A 16,253-nucleotide genomic window follows, 5' to 3' on the forward strand; every position below is an offset into this window, starting at 1 on the left:
ACCTGCCATGGAAACGTTGAAACTGCAGAAGCGGGTGCCGGTCTCGGCCATGCTCGATGCCAAGATCGTTGGGCCCGCCATCGGCTCGGCGCTGCGCAAGCTCGATCCGCGCCTGATGATCAAGAACCCGGTGATGTTCGTCGTCGAGGTCGTCGCCGCGCTGACCACGGTGATCTTCATCAAGAACCTGTTCACCGGCGGGGAGGATCTGGGCTTCGCGTTCCAGATCATCCTGTGGCTGTGGTTCACGGTGCTGTTCGCCAATTTCGCCGAAGCGGTTGCCGAAGGCCGCGGCAAGGCGCAGGCGGAATCGCTGAAGAAGACCCGCACCGAAAGCCAGGCCAAGCTGATGACCGGCAACGCCGGTGACCGGAGCTACCGCATGGTCTCGGGTACCAGCCTGAAGGTCGGCGATGTCGTGCTGGTGGAAGCCGGCGACAACATCCCGTCCGACGGCGAAGTGATCGAAGGCGTCGCCTCGGTCAACGAGGCAGCCATCACCGGCGAGTCTGCCCCCGTGATCCGCGAATCCGGCGGCGACCGTTCCGCCGTCACCGGCGGCACGCAGGTCCTGTCGGACTGGATCCGCGTCCGAATCACCGCGGCGCAGGGCTCGACCTTCATCGACCGCATGATCGCGCTGGTGGAAGGTGCTGCGCGGCAGAAGACGCCGAACGAGATCGCGCTGAATATTCTGCTGATCGGCCTCACCATCATCTTCGTGTTCGCCACCGTGACGATCCCGAGCTACGCGGCTTACGCCGGCGGCTCGATCTCGGTGGTCGTGCTGGTCGCTTTGTTCGTGACGCTGATCCCGACCACGATCGGCGCGCTGCTGTCGGCGATCGGCATCGCCGGCATGGACCGGCTGGTGCGCTTCAACGTGCTCGCGATGTCCGGCCGCGCGGTGGAAGCCGCCGGCGACGTCGACACGCTGCTGCTCGACAAGACCGGCACCATCACGCTGGGCAATCGCCAGGCCACCGCGTTCCGCCCCGTGCGCGGCGTCACCGAACAGGAGCTGGCCGATGCCGCGCAGCTCGCATCATTGGCCGACGAGACCCCGGAAGGCCGCTCCATCGTCGTGCTCGCCAAGGAGAAGTACAACATCCGTGGCCGCGACATGGCCGAGCTCGGCGCCACCTTCGTGCCGTTCACGGCGCAGACACGCATGAGCGGCGTCGATGCGTCGGGCTCGTCGGTGCGCAAGGGCGCGGTGGATTCGATCCTGACCTATGTCGGCGGCGCCACAGATAGTTCGCGCGAGATCCAGGCGATTGCGGACGAGATTTCGAAAGCCGGCGGCACGCCGCTGGCAGTCGCCCGTGATGGCAAGCTGCTCGGCGTCGTCCACCTGAAGGACATCGTCAAGGGCGGCATCCGCGAACGCTTCGCCGAGCTGCGCACGATGGGCATCCGCACCGTGATGATCACCGGCGACAACCCGATGACCGCGGCGGCGATCGCCGCCGAGGCCGGCGTCGACGACTTCCTGGCGCAGGCGACCCCGGAGGACAAGCTGCAGCTCATTCGCGACGAGCAGGCCAAGGGCAAGCTGGTGGCGATGTGCGGCGACGGCACCAACGACGCCCCTGCGCTGGCGCAGGCCGATGTCGGCGTCGCCATGAACACCGGCACGCAAGCCGCGCGCGAGGCCGGCAACATGGTCGACCTCGACTCGAACCCGACCAAGCTGATCGAGATCGTCGAGATCGGCAAGCAGCTCCTGATGACGCGCGGTGCACTGACGACGTTCTCGATCGCCAACGACGTCGCCAAGTACTTCGCCATCATCCCGGCGATCTTCCTGGCGTTCTACCCGCAGCTCGACGCGCTCAACATCATGCGGTTGCACAGCCCGCAGAGTGCGATCCTGTCGGCGATCATCTTCAACGCGATCATCATCATCGCGCTGATTCCGCTGGCGCTGCGCGGCGTCGCCTACCGCCCGATCGGCGCCGGCGCGCTGCTCGGCCGCAACCTGCTGATCTATGGCCTCGGCGGCATCATCGTCCCGTTCATCGGCATCAAGGCGATCGACCTCGCGGTCACCGCTTTGCATCTGGTCTGAGGAGAAAGTCATGTTGAAAGAACTTCGTCCCGCCATCGTCGTGCTGCTTGGCCTGACCGTCATCACCGGCGTGATCTATCCCCTCGGCATGACCGCGGTGTCATGTGTCATCTTCCCGAAACAGGCCGAAGGCAGCCTGATCGAGCGCGACGGCCGGGTCGTCGGCTCCACGCTGATCGGCCAGGAATTCACCACCGACGAGTATTTCCACGGTCGCCCCTCGGCGACCACCGGGCCCGACCCCAAGGACGCCACTAAGACCGCGCCACAGCCCTACAATGCGATCAATTCGATGGGCTCGAATCTCGGCCCGACCAGCCAGGCGCTCAATGACCGCATCAAGGAAGATGTGGCGAAGCTGAAGGCGGAGAACCCCGCCATGCCGGTGCCGATCGATCTGGTGACCACCTCCGGCAGCGGCCTCGACCCCGACATCTCGCCGGAAGGGGCGTTGTTCCAGGTTCTGCGCGTAGCCCGCGCGCGCAAGCTGCCCGAGGACCGGGTCCGCCAACTGGTGACGGAAAACACCCAGCGGCGCTTCATTGGCCTGCTGGGTGAGCCGCGCGTCAATGTGCTGGCGCTCAATCTGGCGCTGGATGCAGCGGCAGCGAAGTAATCGTAGGGTGGGCAAAGGCGCGTCTGCGCCGTGCCCACCATCTCTAACGGTGGGCACACTTCGCTTCGCCCACCCTATGGCTGAAGCATCGATCTAGGCTGCAGCCCGAGCGGAGACTATATTGCCGTATGGCAAATCAGCACCGCGACCCCGATCAACGCCCCTCGCCGGACGCGCTTCTCGAAGCGGCGCGGCGCGAGGACGACCGCGCGGGCCGGCTGAAGATCTTTGTCGGCGCTGCACCCGGCGTCGGCAAGACCTTTGAGATGCTGCAAAGCGCCCACGCCAGGCGCAAGGCCGGCGTCGATGTCGTGGTTGGCGTGGTCGAGACGCACAAGCGGGCGGAGACCGAAGCGCTGCTCGCCGGGCTGGAAGTCATCCCGCGCCGCCGCTTCGACCACAAGGGTCAGACCCTCGAGGAGATGGACCTCGATGCGATCATCGCACGGCGGCCCGCCATCGCGCTGGTCGATGAACTCGCCCATACCAACGCGCCGGGCAGCCGGCACCCGAAGCGCTATCTCGATGTCGCCGAACTCCTGAGTCACGGCATCGACGTCTACACCGCCGTCAACATCCAGCACATCGAGAGCCTGAACGACGTCATCGCCCAGATTACCCATGTCAGGGTGCGCGAGACCGTGCCGGATTCGGTGTTCGACGGTGCCGATGCCATCGAGCTGATCGACCTCACGCCGGACGATCTGATCCAGCGGCTGCGCGAGGGCAAGGTGTACGTGCCTAAACAGGCCGAGCGTGCGCTGGAGCATTATTTCTCGCCGGGCAATCTCACCGCGTTGCGCGAGCTGGCGTTGCGCCGCACCGCCGAGCGGGTCGATGAGCAATTGCTCACCCATATGCAGGCCAATGCCATCTCCGGTCCCTGGGCCGCCGGCGAGCGTATTCTGGTCGGCATCAGCGAGGATCCGCGCTCGGCCGGCCTGGTGCGGACCGCCAAGCGCCTGGCCGACCGGCTGCATGCGCCATGGACCGCGGTGGCGATCGAAACAAGGCGCAGCCTGCAACTCACCGAAGAGCAGCGCGACCGGCTGGCCGACACGCTGCGGCTGGCGGAGGCGCTGGGCGGCGAGGCCCTGACGATTCCCGGCGCCGGGCGGCGAATCGCCGACGACCTGCTGGGCTATGCGCGCGCCAACAACGTCACCCAGATCGTGGTCGGCAAGGCGTCGCGCTCCCTGGCCTTCGAATTGCTGCACGGTTCGGTGGTGCACGACCTCGTGCGCCGCTCCGGAAATATCAGCGTTCATGTCATCGCCGGCGAGGCGCTCAATGCCGAGCCTTTGGCGAAGAAAACCGTGCAGGCGGCGCAGCGCGTCGAGCCGTTCGACGTCAAACCCTATCTGGCGGCGCTGGCGATCGTGGCGCTGTCGCTCGGTGTCGCCCGGCTGCTGCAGCCGCTGGTCGGCATCGAGAATGTCGATCTCGTATTCCTCACCGCGGTGGTTGGCGTCGCCGTGCGCTACGGGCTGTGGCCGTCGATGGTCGCGAGCGTGGTGGCGTCGCTGTGCTACAATTTCTTCTTTCTGCCGCCGGTCTATACGTTCACCATCACCGACCCGACCAATATCGCGGCGTTCTTCTTCTTCATGCTGATCGCCATCCTGGTGTCCAATGTCGCCGCAAGGGTGCGCACCCAGGCCGTCTCGGCATTCGGTCGCGTCCGCACCACGGAATCGCTGTACGCTTTCAGCCGCAAGCTGGCCGGCACCGCCAAGCTGGACGACGTGCTCTGGGCCACCGCCTACCAGATCGCTTTGATGTTGAAAGTGCGCGTCGTGCTGCTGCTGCCGGAGCAGGGCGTCATTGCCGTCAAGGCCGGCTATCCGCCGGAAGACGAACTCGACAGCGCCGATCTCGCCGCCGCCAACTGGGCCTGGAACAATGATCGCCCCGCCGGCCGCGGCTCCGATACGCTGCCCGGCGCGAAGCGTCTGTTCCTGCCGATGCGTACCGGGCGCGGCCCCATCGGCGTGATCGGTATCGACGACGACCGCACCGGGCCGCTGCTGACGCCGGATCAGCGACGGCTTCTGGACGCACTGGTCGATCAGGGCGCTCTGGCGATCGAGCGCGTGCAACTGGTCGAGGACATGGACCGGGCTCAGCGCAACGTGGAATCAGATCGCCTGCGGGCGGCGCTTTTGACGTCAATCTCGCATGACCTGAAGACACCGCTTGCCTCGGTACTCGGTGCCGCCAGCACGCTACGCGATCTCGCTCCGAACCTCAGCGAGGCTGAAAGGATCGACTTGCTCACCACCGTGATCGACGAATCCGAGCGGTTGAACCGTTTCATCGCCAATCTGCTCGACATGACGCGGCTGGAATCCGGCGCGGTCGCCCCTCAGACCTCGCTGCTGGATCTCGGCGACATCATCGGCAGCGTGCTGCGCCGCGCCGCCAAGATTTTGACGCGGCATTCCGTGACCCTCGATCTCGCGCCGGCCCTGCCGATGCTGCGGCTCGATGCGGTGCTGTTCGAGCAGGTGCTGTTCAACCTGTTGGACAACGCCGCCAAATATGCGCCGGCAGATACCGCGATCACGATCCGGGCGCGGCGCGACCGGGACAGCGTCGCGCTGGAAATTATCGACCAAGGCGCCGGCATTCCGCATGGCGATCTGGAAAGCGTGTTCGGCAAATTCTATCGCGCGCAGAAGGGCGACCACGTGCCGCCCGGCACCGGGCTTGGCCTCGTCATCGCGCGTGGCTTCGTCGAAGCCATGCACGGCACCATCGAGGCCGCCAACCGCACCGACCGCTCCGGCGCGGTATTGACCATCCGCCTGCCGATCCCGCCAGCCCGCGAAGCCCTGGATACCGCCGCATGAATGCCGCCGCCATCAAGGTTCTCGTCATCGACGACGAGCCGCCGATCCGAAAATTGCTGCGCATGGGGCTGGGCTCGCAGGGCTACGACATCCTCGAAGCCTCCAACGGCAAGATCGCGCTGGAGAGACTGGCGGAGGATCCGGCGCTGATCATCCTCGATCTCGGCCTGCCGGACATCCAGGGCCATGATTTGCTGCGCATGATCCGCGCCCGTAACGACCACGTGCCGATCGTGGTGCTGTCGAGCCGCGGCGACGAGGCCGGCAAGGTGCAGGCGCTCGATCTCGGCGCCGACGACTATCTGACCAAGCCGTTCGGCATGGACGAGTTGCTGGCGCGGCTGCGCGCAGCATTGCGCCACCAGTTGCAGGTGCAGGGCGAGCGGCCAGTGTTCAGGGCCGGGGAGTTGACGGTCGATCTGGTGCGCCGCCTGGTGAAGATTGGCGACCGCGACGTCAAGCTGTCGCCGAAGGAATATGATTTGCTGCGCGTGCTGGTGCAGCACGCCGGCAAGGTGCTGACGCATCGCTTCCTGCTGAAGGAATTATGGGACGAAGTCACCGACGCGCAATATCTGCGCGTCTACGTTCGGCAGTTGCGCCAGAAGATCGAGCCCGATCCGGAGCGGCCGAGCTTCGTGCTGACCGAAACCGGAATAGGTTATCGCTTCCGGACTGCGGACTGACAGATGCCCGTCTGACCGGCACCGGAACATTTCACAGGGTCCGGCATTGTTAGTGCGGCAGACGGAACCGGCGCACCCGGCAGTCGCAAAAGAGGCCGCGCGGTGTAACGCCCGCGCGGCTCTTTCTTTTTCAGCGGTCTTTAAGTGTCTCTGAAAGTCATGAAGATCGCCACCTTCGATCTCAATGACATCAACAAGCGCCTCGGTTTGCGGCGCGCGAAAGGCAGATGGCCGGCGGGTGGGGCCGGTGACTTTGAAGATGGTCCGGAAACATTCGTTAACGGTTGCCCTTCTATATTCATCGGCAGTACGGAGTATACGATATGGATATGGCCCTGGTTGCCAGTGCGCTCGCCTTGCAGGCGGGCAAGACGCAGTCGCAGATCGGCGCGACGATCATGAAGTCGAACGCCGACATGGAGAAATCCACGGTACTGACGCTTCTCGGCGCCGCCCAGCAGTCCTCGCAGGCCAATCTCGCGGCCGGCGTCGGCGGCCAGGTCGATATCGCCGCCTGATTACTATGCACTCACGATCTGCTTGAAACCGCCGAAGATCATCCGTTTGCCGTCGAACGGCATCGCCTTGGGATCCATCATCTCGGCCAGGCGTGGGTCTTTTATCACCTTGGCCATGGTCCGGTCGCGCGCCTTGCGTGACGGGTAGACGATGTAGGAGAAGATCACGATCTCGTCCGGCTTCAGCTTCACGCTGCGCGGGAACGACGTGACCTTGCCGACCGCCACATCGTCGGCAACGCATTCCTGATAATCCAGCGCGCCGTGTTCCATCCACACCTTGCAGGCCACGCGCGCCAGCTTGCGATAGGCGCCGAGCTGATCTTTCGGCACCGGCACGATGAAGCCATCGACATAGGGCATATCGAACTCCTTCCTGACACGAGCAGCGGCGCACGGCGCCGGGCTTCACCCGAAGACGTGTGAGCCTTTCCGTTTCCGACAACGGTGCGCGATACTGGGAATGTCGGTCTCTCCCTGCAGATGTGGCGCAACGCCACAATCTCCCTCATCCCGGGGAGCGGCCACCTGGCCGCGTCGCGACGGATAGGCGCCTACATCCCCGCCGCAGCGGGCTTCACGGCAGCCCGGACCAGTTTCAGCGCGTCCTCGCTGGCCCATTCGGCGGGGCCGGCGATGGTGGCGATTTCGCAGCCCTTGGCATCGACCAGCACCGAGGTCGGCATCCCCAGCGCGCGGCCGACGGCCTTGAGGTCCTGGAACACTTTGGCATTGGCGTCGGCGAAATAGCCGAGCTTCGTCAAATTGCCGTCCTTCAGGAAGGCCTTCGGTTTCTGCGGATCGCGGGTGTCGATGTTGATCGCCACCACCTCGAAATCGGCGCCGCCGAGCTTGCCCTGCAATTCGTCCAGCGCCGGCATTTCCTTGCGGCACGGCACGCACCAGGTCGCCCACAAATTCACCAGCACGGTCTTGCCGCGCCAGTCGGAGAGTTTTTTCGGCTGGCCCTCGCCGTCGACAAAGGCCAGATCCGGCAGCTTCAGCGGCGCCGTGGCCATCGTCAGGGCGGCGACCTCGCCGCGCGCCAGCGGCGCCAGTCTCTTGGATAGCGCCACGGCCGGCTGGCACGAGGGATCGCCGGAGGGCGCGCGGTCGCTCAGGTAGGAAACCCCGGCATAGCCCGCGATGGCGCCGACCACGACTGCGCCGAGCACGAGAGCACGGCGGCGCATCGGCCGGGCGGGGGAGGGCGTGACGTCGGGCATATCGTTTGTCATCCGGTGTCAGATACGGCTATGCAGAGGCATATAGGAGGCGACCGGCAACAGCGCATCGTCCGCGCGGCCGGTCACACGAAGCAGGTCGGGAATACAGCATGGCAGGCACGAGCAACAAGATGTGGGGCGGCCTGTTCGGCGAGAACCCCGACGCGATCATGGAGGAGATCAACGTCTCCATCGATGTCGATCGCGCCCTCTACGCCCAGGATATCGCGGCGTCCAAGGCGCATGCCGCCATGCTCGCCGCCCAGGGCATTATTACCGCCAAGGATGCGAAACAAATCGCCGGCGGTCTAGACACGATCCTGTCAGAGATCACCAAGGGCTCGTTTACCTTCAAGCGCGCGCTCGAGGACATTCACATGAATGTCGAGAGCCGGCTCGGCGAGCTGATCGGCCCGGCATCGGGCCGGCTGCATACCGCGCGCTCGCGCAACGACCAGGTCGCGACCGACTTCCGGCTGTTCGTCCGCGATACGCTGGATGTGCTGGACGAGGCCTTTGCCGCGTTCCAGCGGGCGCTGGTCGATCGCGCGCTGGAGCATGCCGGCACCGTGATGCCCGGTTTTACGCACCTGCAGACCGCGCAGCCGGTGACTTTCGGCCACCATCTGATGGCCTATGTGGAAATGGCTGCGCGCGACCGCGGCCGTTTTGCCGACGCCCGCAAGCGGCTCAATGAAAGCCCGCTGGGGGCTGCGGCGCTCGCCGGGACCTCGTTCCCGATCGACCGCCACGCCACCGCCCGTGCGCTGGGCTTCGACCGGCCGATGAACAATTCGCTGGATGCGGTGTCGGACCGCGATTTCGTGCTGGAAACGCTGTCGGCCGCGTCGATCGCCGCCGTGCATTTGTCGCGCTTCGCCGAGGAAATCGTGATCTGGACCTCGCCGCTGGTCGGTCTGGTGCGGCTCTCGGACAAATTCACCACCGGCTCCTCGATCATGCCGCAGAAGCGCAATCCGGACGCCGCCGAACTGGTCCGCGCCAAGACCGGCCGGGTGATCGGCGCGCTGACCGGGCTCCTGATCGTGATGAAGGGCCTGCCGCTGGCCTATCAAAAGGACATGCAGGAGGACAAGCAGGGCGCCATGGAGGCGTTTTCGGCGCTGTCGCTGGCGATCCGCGCGATGACCGGCATGGTCCGCGACCTCGTGCCGAACGAGGCGAAGATGCACGCCGCTGCCGGCGAGGGCTATGCCACCGCAACCGATCTGGCCGACTGGCTGGTCCGCACCCTGAAAATGCCCTTTCGCGACGCCCATCACGTCACCGGCAGGATCGTCGGCCTGGCCACCAAGGCCGGCGTGGCGCTGCATGAGCTGCCATTGAAGGACATGCAGGCCGTGGAGCCGAAGATCACGGCGGCGGCGCTAGTGGTGCTGTCGGTGGAATCCTCGGTGAAAAGCCGCGTCAGCTACGGCGGCACCGCGCCGAAAAACGTCCTGGCGCAGGCCAAGGCGTGGTCCAAGCGTCTGGAAAAAGAAAAGAAATAGGCGTGTCGTCCCCGCGAAAGCGGGGACCCATAGCCTCCGTCTCCTCAATAAGGACACGGAAGCTGCGGTATTTTAGTTACGGCGCCTGAGGTTATGGGTCCCCGCTTTCGCGGGGACGACGGGACCTCTCGCCACAGCCGCCCAATCTTTGTATGGTGCCCGCGCATTTGGGGATTTTGCCGTGAATTGTTCGACCCGCCCCGCCTCCAGGCGCTGGGCCCTGCTTGTTTTGACCGTCTCCGCGCTGGCGCTGGTCGGCTGCGGCCGCAAGGGCGGGCTCGACCTGCCGCCGCAGGGTAATTTGCAGCCGAGTGCTTCGTCCGAGCCCACGATCAATCCCGACGCCAATTCGGCGGCCGGCAAGGGTACGGCGCTGTTCTCGACGTCGAGCGGCGACGATTCGCAGCCATCGGCCGCGCGCGGCCGCAAGCGCGCGTTCGTCCTCGATCCGCTGCTGGATTAGGCGCCATGCGACATTTCGACTATCGCGACGGCGTGCTTCACGCCGAGGGCGTCGATGTGGCCGCGATGGCGGAGGCCGTCGGCACGCCGTTCTATTGCTATTCGACCGCCACGCTGGAGCGGCATTTTCGCGTGTTCAGCGAAGCCTTCAGCGACGTGAAGTCGGTGGTCTGCTACGCGATGAAGGCCAATTCCAACCAGTCCGTGTTGCGCACACTGGCGAAGCTCGGCGCCGGCGCCGATGTGGTCTCCGGTGGCGAATTGAAGCGGGCGCTGGCCGCCGGCATTCCGCCCGACAAGATCCTGTTCTCCGGCGTCGGCAAGACCGCCAACGAAATTCGCGCCGCACTCGCCGAAAACATCCTGTGCATCAACGTCGAGTCCGAGCCCGAGCTCGAACTGCTGTCGGCGATCGCCACCGAAATGGGCCGCATTGCCCGCATCTCGATCCGCGTCAATCCGGACGTCGATTCCGGCGGCCATGCCAAGATCACGACCGGCAAGTCCGAGAACAAGTTCGGCATTCCCTTGAGCGGCGCGCGCGCCGTCTATGCCCGCGCAGCCAGCCTGCCGGGAATCCAGGTCACCGGCGTCGACATGCATATCGGCAGCCAGATCATCGATCTCGCGCCGATGGAAGCCGCGTTCCGGCTGCTCGCCGATTTCGTCGGCGTGTTGCGGGCCGATGGCCACACGATCAGCCACGTCGATCTCGGCGGCGGCCTCGGCATTCCGTATTATGAAGACCGCGCGGTGCCGCCGGAGCCCGCGGCCTATGCCGCGATGGTCAAACGCGTCACGCATAATCTCGGCTGCACGCTGATGTTCGAGCCGGGCCGGCTGATCGTCGGCAATGCCGGTATTCTCGTCGCGCGCGTGATCTATGTGAAGCATGGCGACGGCAAGAATTTCGTCATCATCGATGCGGCGATGAACGACCTGATCCGCCCGACGCTGTACGAGGCCTATCACGAGATCCTGCCGGTGGTGCAGCCGGCCCCCGGCGCGCCGATGATCGTGGCTGACGTCGTTGGGCCGGTCTGCGAGACCGGCGACTATCTGGCGCTCGACCGCAGCCTGCCCTTGCCGAAGCCCGGCGACCTGATCGCCGTGATGACCGCCGGCGCCTATGGCGCGGTGCAGGCCGGGACGTACAATACCCGCGCGCTGATCCCGGAAGTGCTGGTCAATGGCGAGCACTATGCCGTGGTCCGCCCCCGCGTCGAGATCGAGGATTTGATCGCGATGGACAAGCCTGCGCCGTGGCTGTGAGCTGAAACGCTGTAGCTCCCTCCCCCCTTGCGGGGGAGGGTCGGGGAGGGGGGGAGCCACAGACGCCGTCGCCCGCGGCACCCCCACCCCCAACCCCTCCCCGCAAGGGGGAGGGGAGCTAACCGCCGCGCCGATTTCCTTCCAGCGAAGGTATCGCCGTTGGCCTCACGCCTTCGTGACCCCATTCCCCGCGAATCCCCTTAGGCTCACCGTTTGCATGGCCATTCTCTGCCCGGCGGACCGCGCCTCATTGCCGCCGCCGTGCTAGGATGTCGTGCCGTAACCTTCGGAGATCGTCGTGAGCGCCACGCCCCCCGACCTCGCCCCATCCCGACCTGAGCCGGAGCTTGCGCAGGCGCTGCAGCGTGCGCGGATCGCCATTGCGTGGGAGCGATCGTGGCCGCATCTCGGCCGGCTGCTCAGCGTGGTCGGCCTGTTCCTGGTGGCGTCCTGGGCCGGGCTATGGCTGATGCTGCCGTCGGTGGCCCGCGCCATTGGCCTGGTGCTGTTTGCGCTCGCCGCGCTGGCGACGCTGATCCCGCTCGTCAAGTTCCGCTGGCCGTCGCGCGAGGAGGGCCTCTCCCGGCTCGACCGCGGCACCGGCATCCGGCATCGCCCGGCCACGGCGCTGAGCGACACGCTGGCGACGCAGGACCCGGTGGCGCGCGCGCTGTGGCTGGTGCAGCGCGAGCGCACGCTGGCCTCGCTCGACAAGATCCGCGCCGGCCTGCCGTCGCCGCGGCTCGCCATCCACGATCCCTGGGCGCTGCGCGCACTGGTCGCGGTGCTGCTGTTTGCCACCTGGTTTGCCGCGTCGGGCGAGCACGGCGCGCGGATCATGGCCGCGTTCAACTGGCAGGGCGTGCTGCCGCCGAGCAATGTCCGCGTCGATGCCTGGGTGACCCCGCCGGCCTATACCGGGCGTGCGCCGATCATTCTTTCCGCCGCCAACAAGGACGCCGCCGATGCCAATCTGCTGCCGGTGCCGGCCGGCAGCACGCTGATCGTGCGCTCCAGCGGCGGCACGCTCGATGTCGCGCTGACCGGCGGCATCAGTGAGGTCGCCCCCACGGCGGAGGCCCCGAAGGGCACCAGCGAGCGGCATTTCACCATCACCACCGACGGCACCGCGCATGTCCGTGCGCCGGCCAGCCAGCCGGTCTGGAAATTCACCGCCACCGGCGACCGCCCGCCGAGCATCGCGCTGGCGAGGGACCCCGAGCGCCAGGCGCGCGGGTCGCTGCAAATGTCCTACAGGCTCGAGGACGATTACGGCGTCACCGAAGCCCGCGCGCAATTTGCCGCCCGCGAGTCCGACGCCCGGGGGGCCAAGCCGCGGCCGCTGTTCGAGCCGCCGTCATTCTCGCTGGTGCTGCCCAATGCGCGGACCCGCAACGGCGTCGGCCAGACGGTCAAGGACCTCTCGGAAGACCCCTATGCCGGGGCGGACGTCACGCTGACCCTGACCGCCAAGGACGAGGCCGGCAATGAGGGCCAGAGCGAACCGTTCGCCACCCGGCTGCCGGAGCGGCTGTTCACCAAGCCGCTGCCGCGCGCGCTGATCGAGCAGCGCCGGATCTTGGCGCTCGACGCCAACCAGCGCGGCCAGATCGGCGTCGCATTGGAAGCGATGATGATCGCGCCGGAAGCTTTCACGCCGGAGGCCGGGCAGTATCTCGGCCTGCGCAGCGTGATGAGCCAGCTCGACCGCGCCCGCACCGATGCGGCGTTGCGCGAGGTGGTGGCCTCGCTGTGGTCGCTCGCCGTGACCATCGAGGACGGCGACATCACCGACGTCGACAAGGCGCTGAAGGCCGCGCAGGAGGCGCTCAAGCAGGCGCTGGAACGCGGCGCCAGCGACGAGGAAATCAAGAAGCTCACGGAAAATCTTCGCGCCGCGCTGGATAATTTCCTCAAGCATCTCGCCGAGAAGATGAAGGAGAATCCGCAGCAGCTGGCGCGTCCGCTCGACAAGAACACCAAGGTGATGCGGCAGCAGGACCTCAACAACATGATCGAGCGTATGGAGCGGCTGTCGCGCTCCGGCGACAAGGACGCCGCCAAGCAGCTGCTCGAACAGATGCAGCAGATGCTGGAAAACCTGCAGATGGCGCAGCCCGGCCAGCAGGGCGACGGCGAGATGGAGCAGGCGCTGAACGAACTCGGCGACATGATCCGCAAGCAGCAGCAATTGCGCGACAAGACCTTCAAGCAGGGCCAGGAATCCCGCGAGCAGCGCCGCCAGCGCCAGGCCAAGCCGGGCGAGCAGGGCATGGGCGATCTGCAGCAGGACCAGAAAAGCCTGCGCGACCGCCTGAAGAAGCTGCAGGACCAATTGGCCAAGCAGGGCATGGGCCAGGGACAGAAGGGCCAAAAGGGCGAGAAAGGCCAAAAGGGCCAGAGCGGGCAGGGCGAACAGGGCCAGCAGGGCGATCCCGGCGATGGCGATGATGGTGACGGATTGGGCGAGGCCGATTCGGCGATGGGCGATGCCGATGGCCGGCTCGGCGACGGCAATGCCGACGGCGCGGTCGATTCGCAGGGCAAGGCGCTTGATGCGCTGCGCAAGGGCGCGCAGAAGCTGGCGCAGGCGATGCAGCCCGGCGAGGGCGAAGGCCAGCAGGACGGTCCCGGCAACAATCCCGGTCGCCAGCAGGGCGCCGGCCGCCAGACCGATCCGCTCGGCCGCCCGCTGCAGGGCCGCGACCTTGGCGATGATCTCAGCGTGAAAATCCCCGGCGAGATCGACGTGCAGCGGGTGCGGAGAATTCTGGAAGAACTCCGCCGCCGCCTCGGCGACACCGCCCGCCCGCAGCTCGAACTCGACTATATCGAGCGGCTGCTGAAGGATTATTGAGGGCTTCTTTCTTCCCCTCTCCTGACCGCGCTGCGCGCGGCCACCCTCTCCCGCCTTCGCAAGGCTTCGCTTTGCTTGTCGGAGAGGGGATGTCAGAACTGCAACGCTGTCGCTTAAAGGCCTATTTCTGCGCCTTCGACGCCAGCGCATCTGCCACGGCGGTGCGGATATCCGCCACCGAGAACGGCTTCGTCACCACGTCATGCACGATGGCGTTCAATCCCGAGGCGCGTTCGCGCTGGTCGGCGAAGCCGGTCATCAGCAGGATGATGACCTCGGGAAAATCCCGCGCCGCGGCCAAAGCCAGCGCGATGCCGTCCATCACCGGCATCTTGATGTCGGTCAGCAGCAGGTCGAACGCGCCGTCCTGATCGGTCAGGATTTCCAGCGCCTCGGCGCCGTCCTGCGCGGTGACGATCTCGTGGCCGTCCAGCGCGATGGCGCGCGCCACCAGCACGCGCATCGATTCTTCGTCATCGGCAATCAGGATACGCATCACCACTCCCTGCAACGTCCGCGCAACTCAACCCGCCAGGTCACGCTTGTTGAAGAAGCGCACGTCGAGGCTGCGGCCTTCCGGCGGCGGCGACGCCAGCCGCGAGCGGAACCAGGCCTTGTCGCCGGGATTGAGGCCCTGCTGCTCCAGGACCGCGTTCCAAGCATAGATCTCGGTACCCTTGGCGTCACGGACCACGAAGCGCAGCCGCGGCAGCGCCACCGGAACGGTCTTGCTGTCGCCGACAATATTGCCCTCGATCACCAACACCGGCTTGCCATCGACCGTCTCGGTCAAGACCTTGACGTCGTTGAACGACAGCCCGCGCAGGTTCACATGAATACCTGCCAACTGATAGAAGCCGGCGGTCTGCGGCATCATTCGGACGATGTCGACGCGCCAGAACAGCAAGGCCAGGACCAGGGCCGCCATGCCGAAACAGGCCGTGGAAAGGCTCAGCCGCGGCAAAAAAGGCAGGCGTAGCGAAAATTTCGGGGCTAGCCGGCGCAGCGGCGACAGCCGCGACTTGCGGCCGAAGCGCGGCCCGGCGACGGGTTCGTCCCGGGCCATGGCGGTCCAGTCGGCGTCCGTCACGGGAGCGGCGGCCTCGGGGAGCTGTTCCGCCGAGATCGACGGGCTTTCGATCTGCGGCACCGCGGCCGGGGCCTCGTCGGCCTCGTCCTCTGTGATACCCCAGGCGCTCATGTCCTCGTTCGGGTCGGGCTCGGCCATCGCCGGTACTTTGGCGCGCGCCAGGTCCTCCGGCTGCGCCAGCCAGATCTCCTTGCAGCGCGCACAGCGCACCTGGCGACCGGCGTCGCCAAAGGTAGCCGGATTGACGGCATAGGATGTCGTACAATTGGGGCAAACGATATGCATGGAGCGGGTCGCCGATGACATGGCCTGCAGGTTACAAGATGACTGTTAACGAATCGGAAACCATAACGGTCGCACAACCGAATTACGGTCTCCCCATCGACGGTCATGGAGCCGTCTCGTACCCCATCGAACGGAGCTGAATGTGGTCCGGTTCGAAAATGTCGGCTTGCGCTACGGGCTTGGCCCGGAAATTCTGCGCGACCTCAATTTCCAGATCCCCGCGCACTCGTTCCAGTTCCTGACGGGCCCCTCGGGCGCCGGCAAGACGTCGCTGCTGCGGCTGTTGTTCCTGTCGATGCGGCCGACCCGCGGCCTGGTCAATCTGTTCGGCAATGACATCTCGCAGCTCGGCAAGGACGAGATCGCGGATCTGCGCCAGCGCATCGGCATCGTGCTGCAGGATTTCCGTCTGCTCGACCACATGACAACTTATGAAAACGTGGCTTTGCCGTTCCGGGTGATGGGCCGCGACGAATCCAGCTACCGCCGCGAGGTCATCGACCTCCTGAAATGGGTCGGCCTCGGAGAGCGCATGGACGCGCTGCCGCCGATCCTGTCCGGCGGCGAGAAGCAGCGCGCCGCGATCGCGCGGGCGGTGATCGCCCGGCCGCTGCTGCTGCTCGCCGACGAGCCGACCGGCAATGTCGATCCGACGCTCGGCCGCCGGCTGTTGCGGCTGTTCATCGAGCTCAACAAGTCCGGCACCGCGGTGATCATCGCCACCCATGATATTACCTTGATGGACCAGTATGATGCGCGCCGCATGGTGCTGCATCAGGGACGGCTGCATATTTATGAATAGGCAGG

The 16,253-nt window shown here is 66.0% G+C and carries 14 protein-coding genes; 10 read left to right on the plus strand and 4 right to left on the minus strand.

Going from position 1 to position 16,253, the window contains the following annotated elements:
* Nucleotides 1-7 precede the first annotated feature (7 nt).
* The 5 genes from kdpB (at nucleotide 8) to FIU28_RS03885 (ending at nucleotide 6,743) form a co-directional block, all read left to right on the plus strand.
* Entirely contained in the window at nucleotides 8-2,071 is a 2,064-nt protein-coding gene (gene kdpB / locus FIU28_RS03860; protein WP_143571769.1) for a potassium-transporting ATPase subunit KdpB, read from the plus strand.
* Between the two features lie 10 nt (nucleotides 2,072-2,081).
* Nucleotides 2,082-2,687: a K(+)-transporting ATPase subunit C gene (locus FIU28_RS03865; protein WP_143571770.1), complete on the plus strand. Its 606-nt coding sequence runs from the start codon at nucleotides 2,082-2,084 to the stop codon at nucleotides 2,685-2,687.
* Nucleotides 2,688-2,815: 128 nt separating this feature from the next.
* Nucleotides 2,816-5,539: a sensor histidine kinase gene (locus FIU28_RS03875; protein ID WP_143571771.1), complete on the plus strand. Its 2,724-nt coding sequence runs from the start codon at nucleotides 2,816-2,818 to the stop codon at nucleotides 5,537-5,539.
* Nucleotides 5,536-6,225, plus strand: a complete 690-nt coding sequence (locus FIU28_RS03880; protein ID WP_143571772.1) for a response regulator — start codon at nucleotides 5,536-5,538, stop codon at nucleotides 6,223-6,225. Before FIU28_RS03875 ends, FIU28_RS03880 begins: the two co-directional genes overlap by 4 nt.
* A 323-nt stretch (nucleotides 6,226-6,548) precedes the next feature.
* Nucleotides 6,549-6,743 (plus strand): putative motility protein, encoded by a 195-nt coding sequence (locus tag FIU28_RS03885; RefSeq protein ID WP_143571773.1) that lies wholly within the window; start codon nucleotides 6,549-6,551, stop codon nucleotides 6,741-6,743.
* Between the two features lie 3 nt (nucleotides 6,744-6,746).
* On the opposite strand, the gene FIU28_RS03890 is transcribed toward FIU28_RS03885, so the two are convergent.
* Nucleotides 6,747-7,106, minus strand: coding sequence for a DUF1428 domain-containing protein (locus tag FIU28_RS03890; RefSeq protein WP_143571774.1), 360 nt, complete (start codon nucleotides 7,104-7,106; stop codon nucleotides 6,747-6,749).
* 191 nt (nucleotides 7,107-7,297) lie between these two features.
* A complete protein-coding gene (gene tlpA / locus FIU28_RS03895; protein WP_441351291.1) occupies nucleotides 7,298-7,969 on the minus strand; it encodes a thiol:disulfide interchange protein TlpA in 672 nt (223 codons plus the stop codon).
* 110 nt (nucleotides 7,970-8,079) lie between these two features.
* Between tlpA and argH the strand changes: the two genes are divergently transcribed.
* The 4 genes from argH to FIU28_RS03915 all read left to right on the plus strand — a co-directional run bounded on the left by argH (nucleotide 8,080) and on the right by FIU28_RS03915 (nucleotide 14,071).
* Nucleotides 8,080-9,480 carry an argininosuccinate lyase gene (gene argH, locus FIU28_RS03900; protein ID WP_143571776.1) on the plus strand — a complete coding sequence of 467 codons (1,401 nt, stop codon included), beginning with the start codon at nucleotides 8,080-8,082 and terminating at the stop codon, nucleotides 9,478-9,480.
* Between the two features lie 181 nt (nucleotides 9,481-9,661).
* Nucleotides 9,662-9,943 carry an LPS translocon maturation chaperone LptM gene (gene lptM / locus FIU28_RS03905; protein WP_246660855.1) on the plus strand — a complete coding sequence of 94 codons (282 nt, stop codon included), beginning with the start codon at nucleotides 9,662-9,664 and terminating at the stop codon, nucleotides 9,941-9,943.
* A 5-nt stretch (nucleotides 9,944-9,948) separates the two neighbouring features.
* Complete coding sequence (lysA, locus tag FIU28_RS03910) at nucleotides 9,949-11,214, plus strand: diaminopimelate decarboxylase (protein ID WP_143571778.1); 1,266 nt, start codon at nucleotides 9,949-9,951, stop codon at nucleotides 11,212-11,214.
* A gap of 298 nt (nucleotides 11,215-11,512) precedes the next feature.
* The gene (locus FIU28_RS03915) at nucleotides 11,513-14,071 is read left to right on the plus strand and encodes a TIGR02302 family protein (protein WP_143571779.1); all 2,559 of its coding nucleotides are present in this window, start codon (nucleotides 11,513-11,515) and stop codon (nucleotides 14,069-14,071) included.
* Nucleotides 14,072-14,192: 121 nt separating this feature from the next.
* Here the strand turns inward: FIU28_RS03915 and FIU28_RS03920 are convergent, their stop codons facing one another.
* Together FIU28_RS03920 and FIU28_RS03925 are read right to left on the minus strand one after the other, a co-directional pair.
* Complete coding sequence (locus tag FIU28_RS03920; RefSeq protein ID WP_143571780.1) at nucleotides 14,193-14,570, minus strand: response regulator; 378 nt, start codon at nucleotides 14,568-14,570, stop codon at nucleotides 14,193-14,195.
* Between the two features lie 24 nt (nucleotides 14,571-14,594).
* The gene (locus tag FIU28_RS03925; protein ID WP_143571781.1) at nucleotides 14,595-15,446 is read right to left on the minus strand and encodes an MJ0042-type zinc finger domain-containing protein; all 852 of its coding nucleotides are present in this window, start codon (nucleotides 15,444-15,446) and stop codon (nucleotides 14,595-14,597) included.
* Nucleotides 15,447-15,588: 142 nt separating this feature from the next.
* Between FIU28_RS03925 and ftsE the strand changes: the two genes are divergently transcribed.
* Complete coding sequence (ftsE, locus tag FIU28_RS03930) at nucleotides 15,589-16,248, plus strand: cell division ATP-binding protein FtsE (protein WP_143571782.1); 660 nt, start codon at nucleotides 15,589-15,591, stop codon at nucleotides 16,246-16,248.
* Nucleotides 16,249-16,253 lie beyond the last annotated feature (5 nt).

Origin of the sequence: Tardiphaga sp. vice154, assembly GCF_007018645.1 — a bacterium.
Taxonomy (GTDB): domain Bacteria; phylum Pseudomonadota; class Alphaproteobacteria; order Rhizobiales; family Xanthobacteraceae; genus Tardiphaga.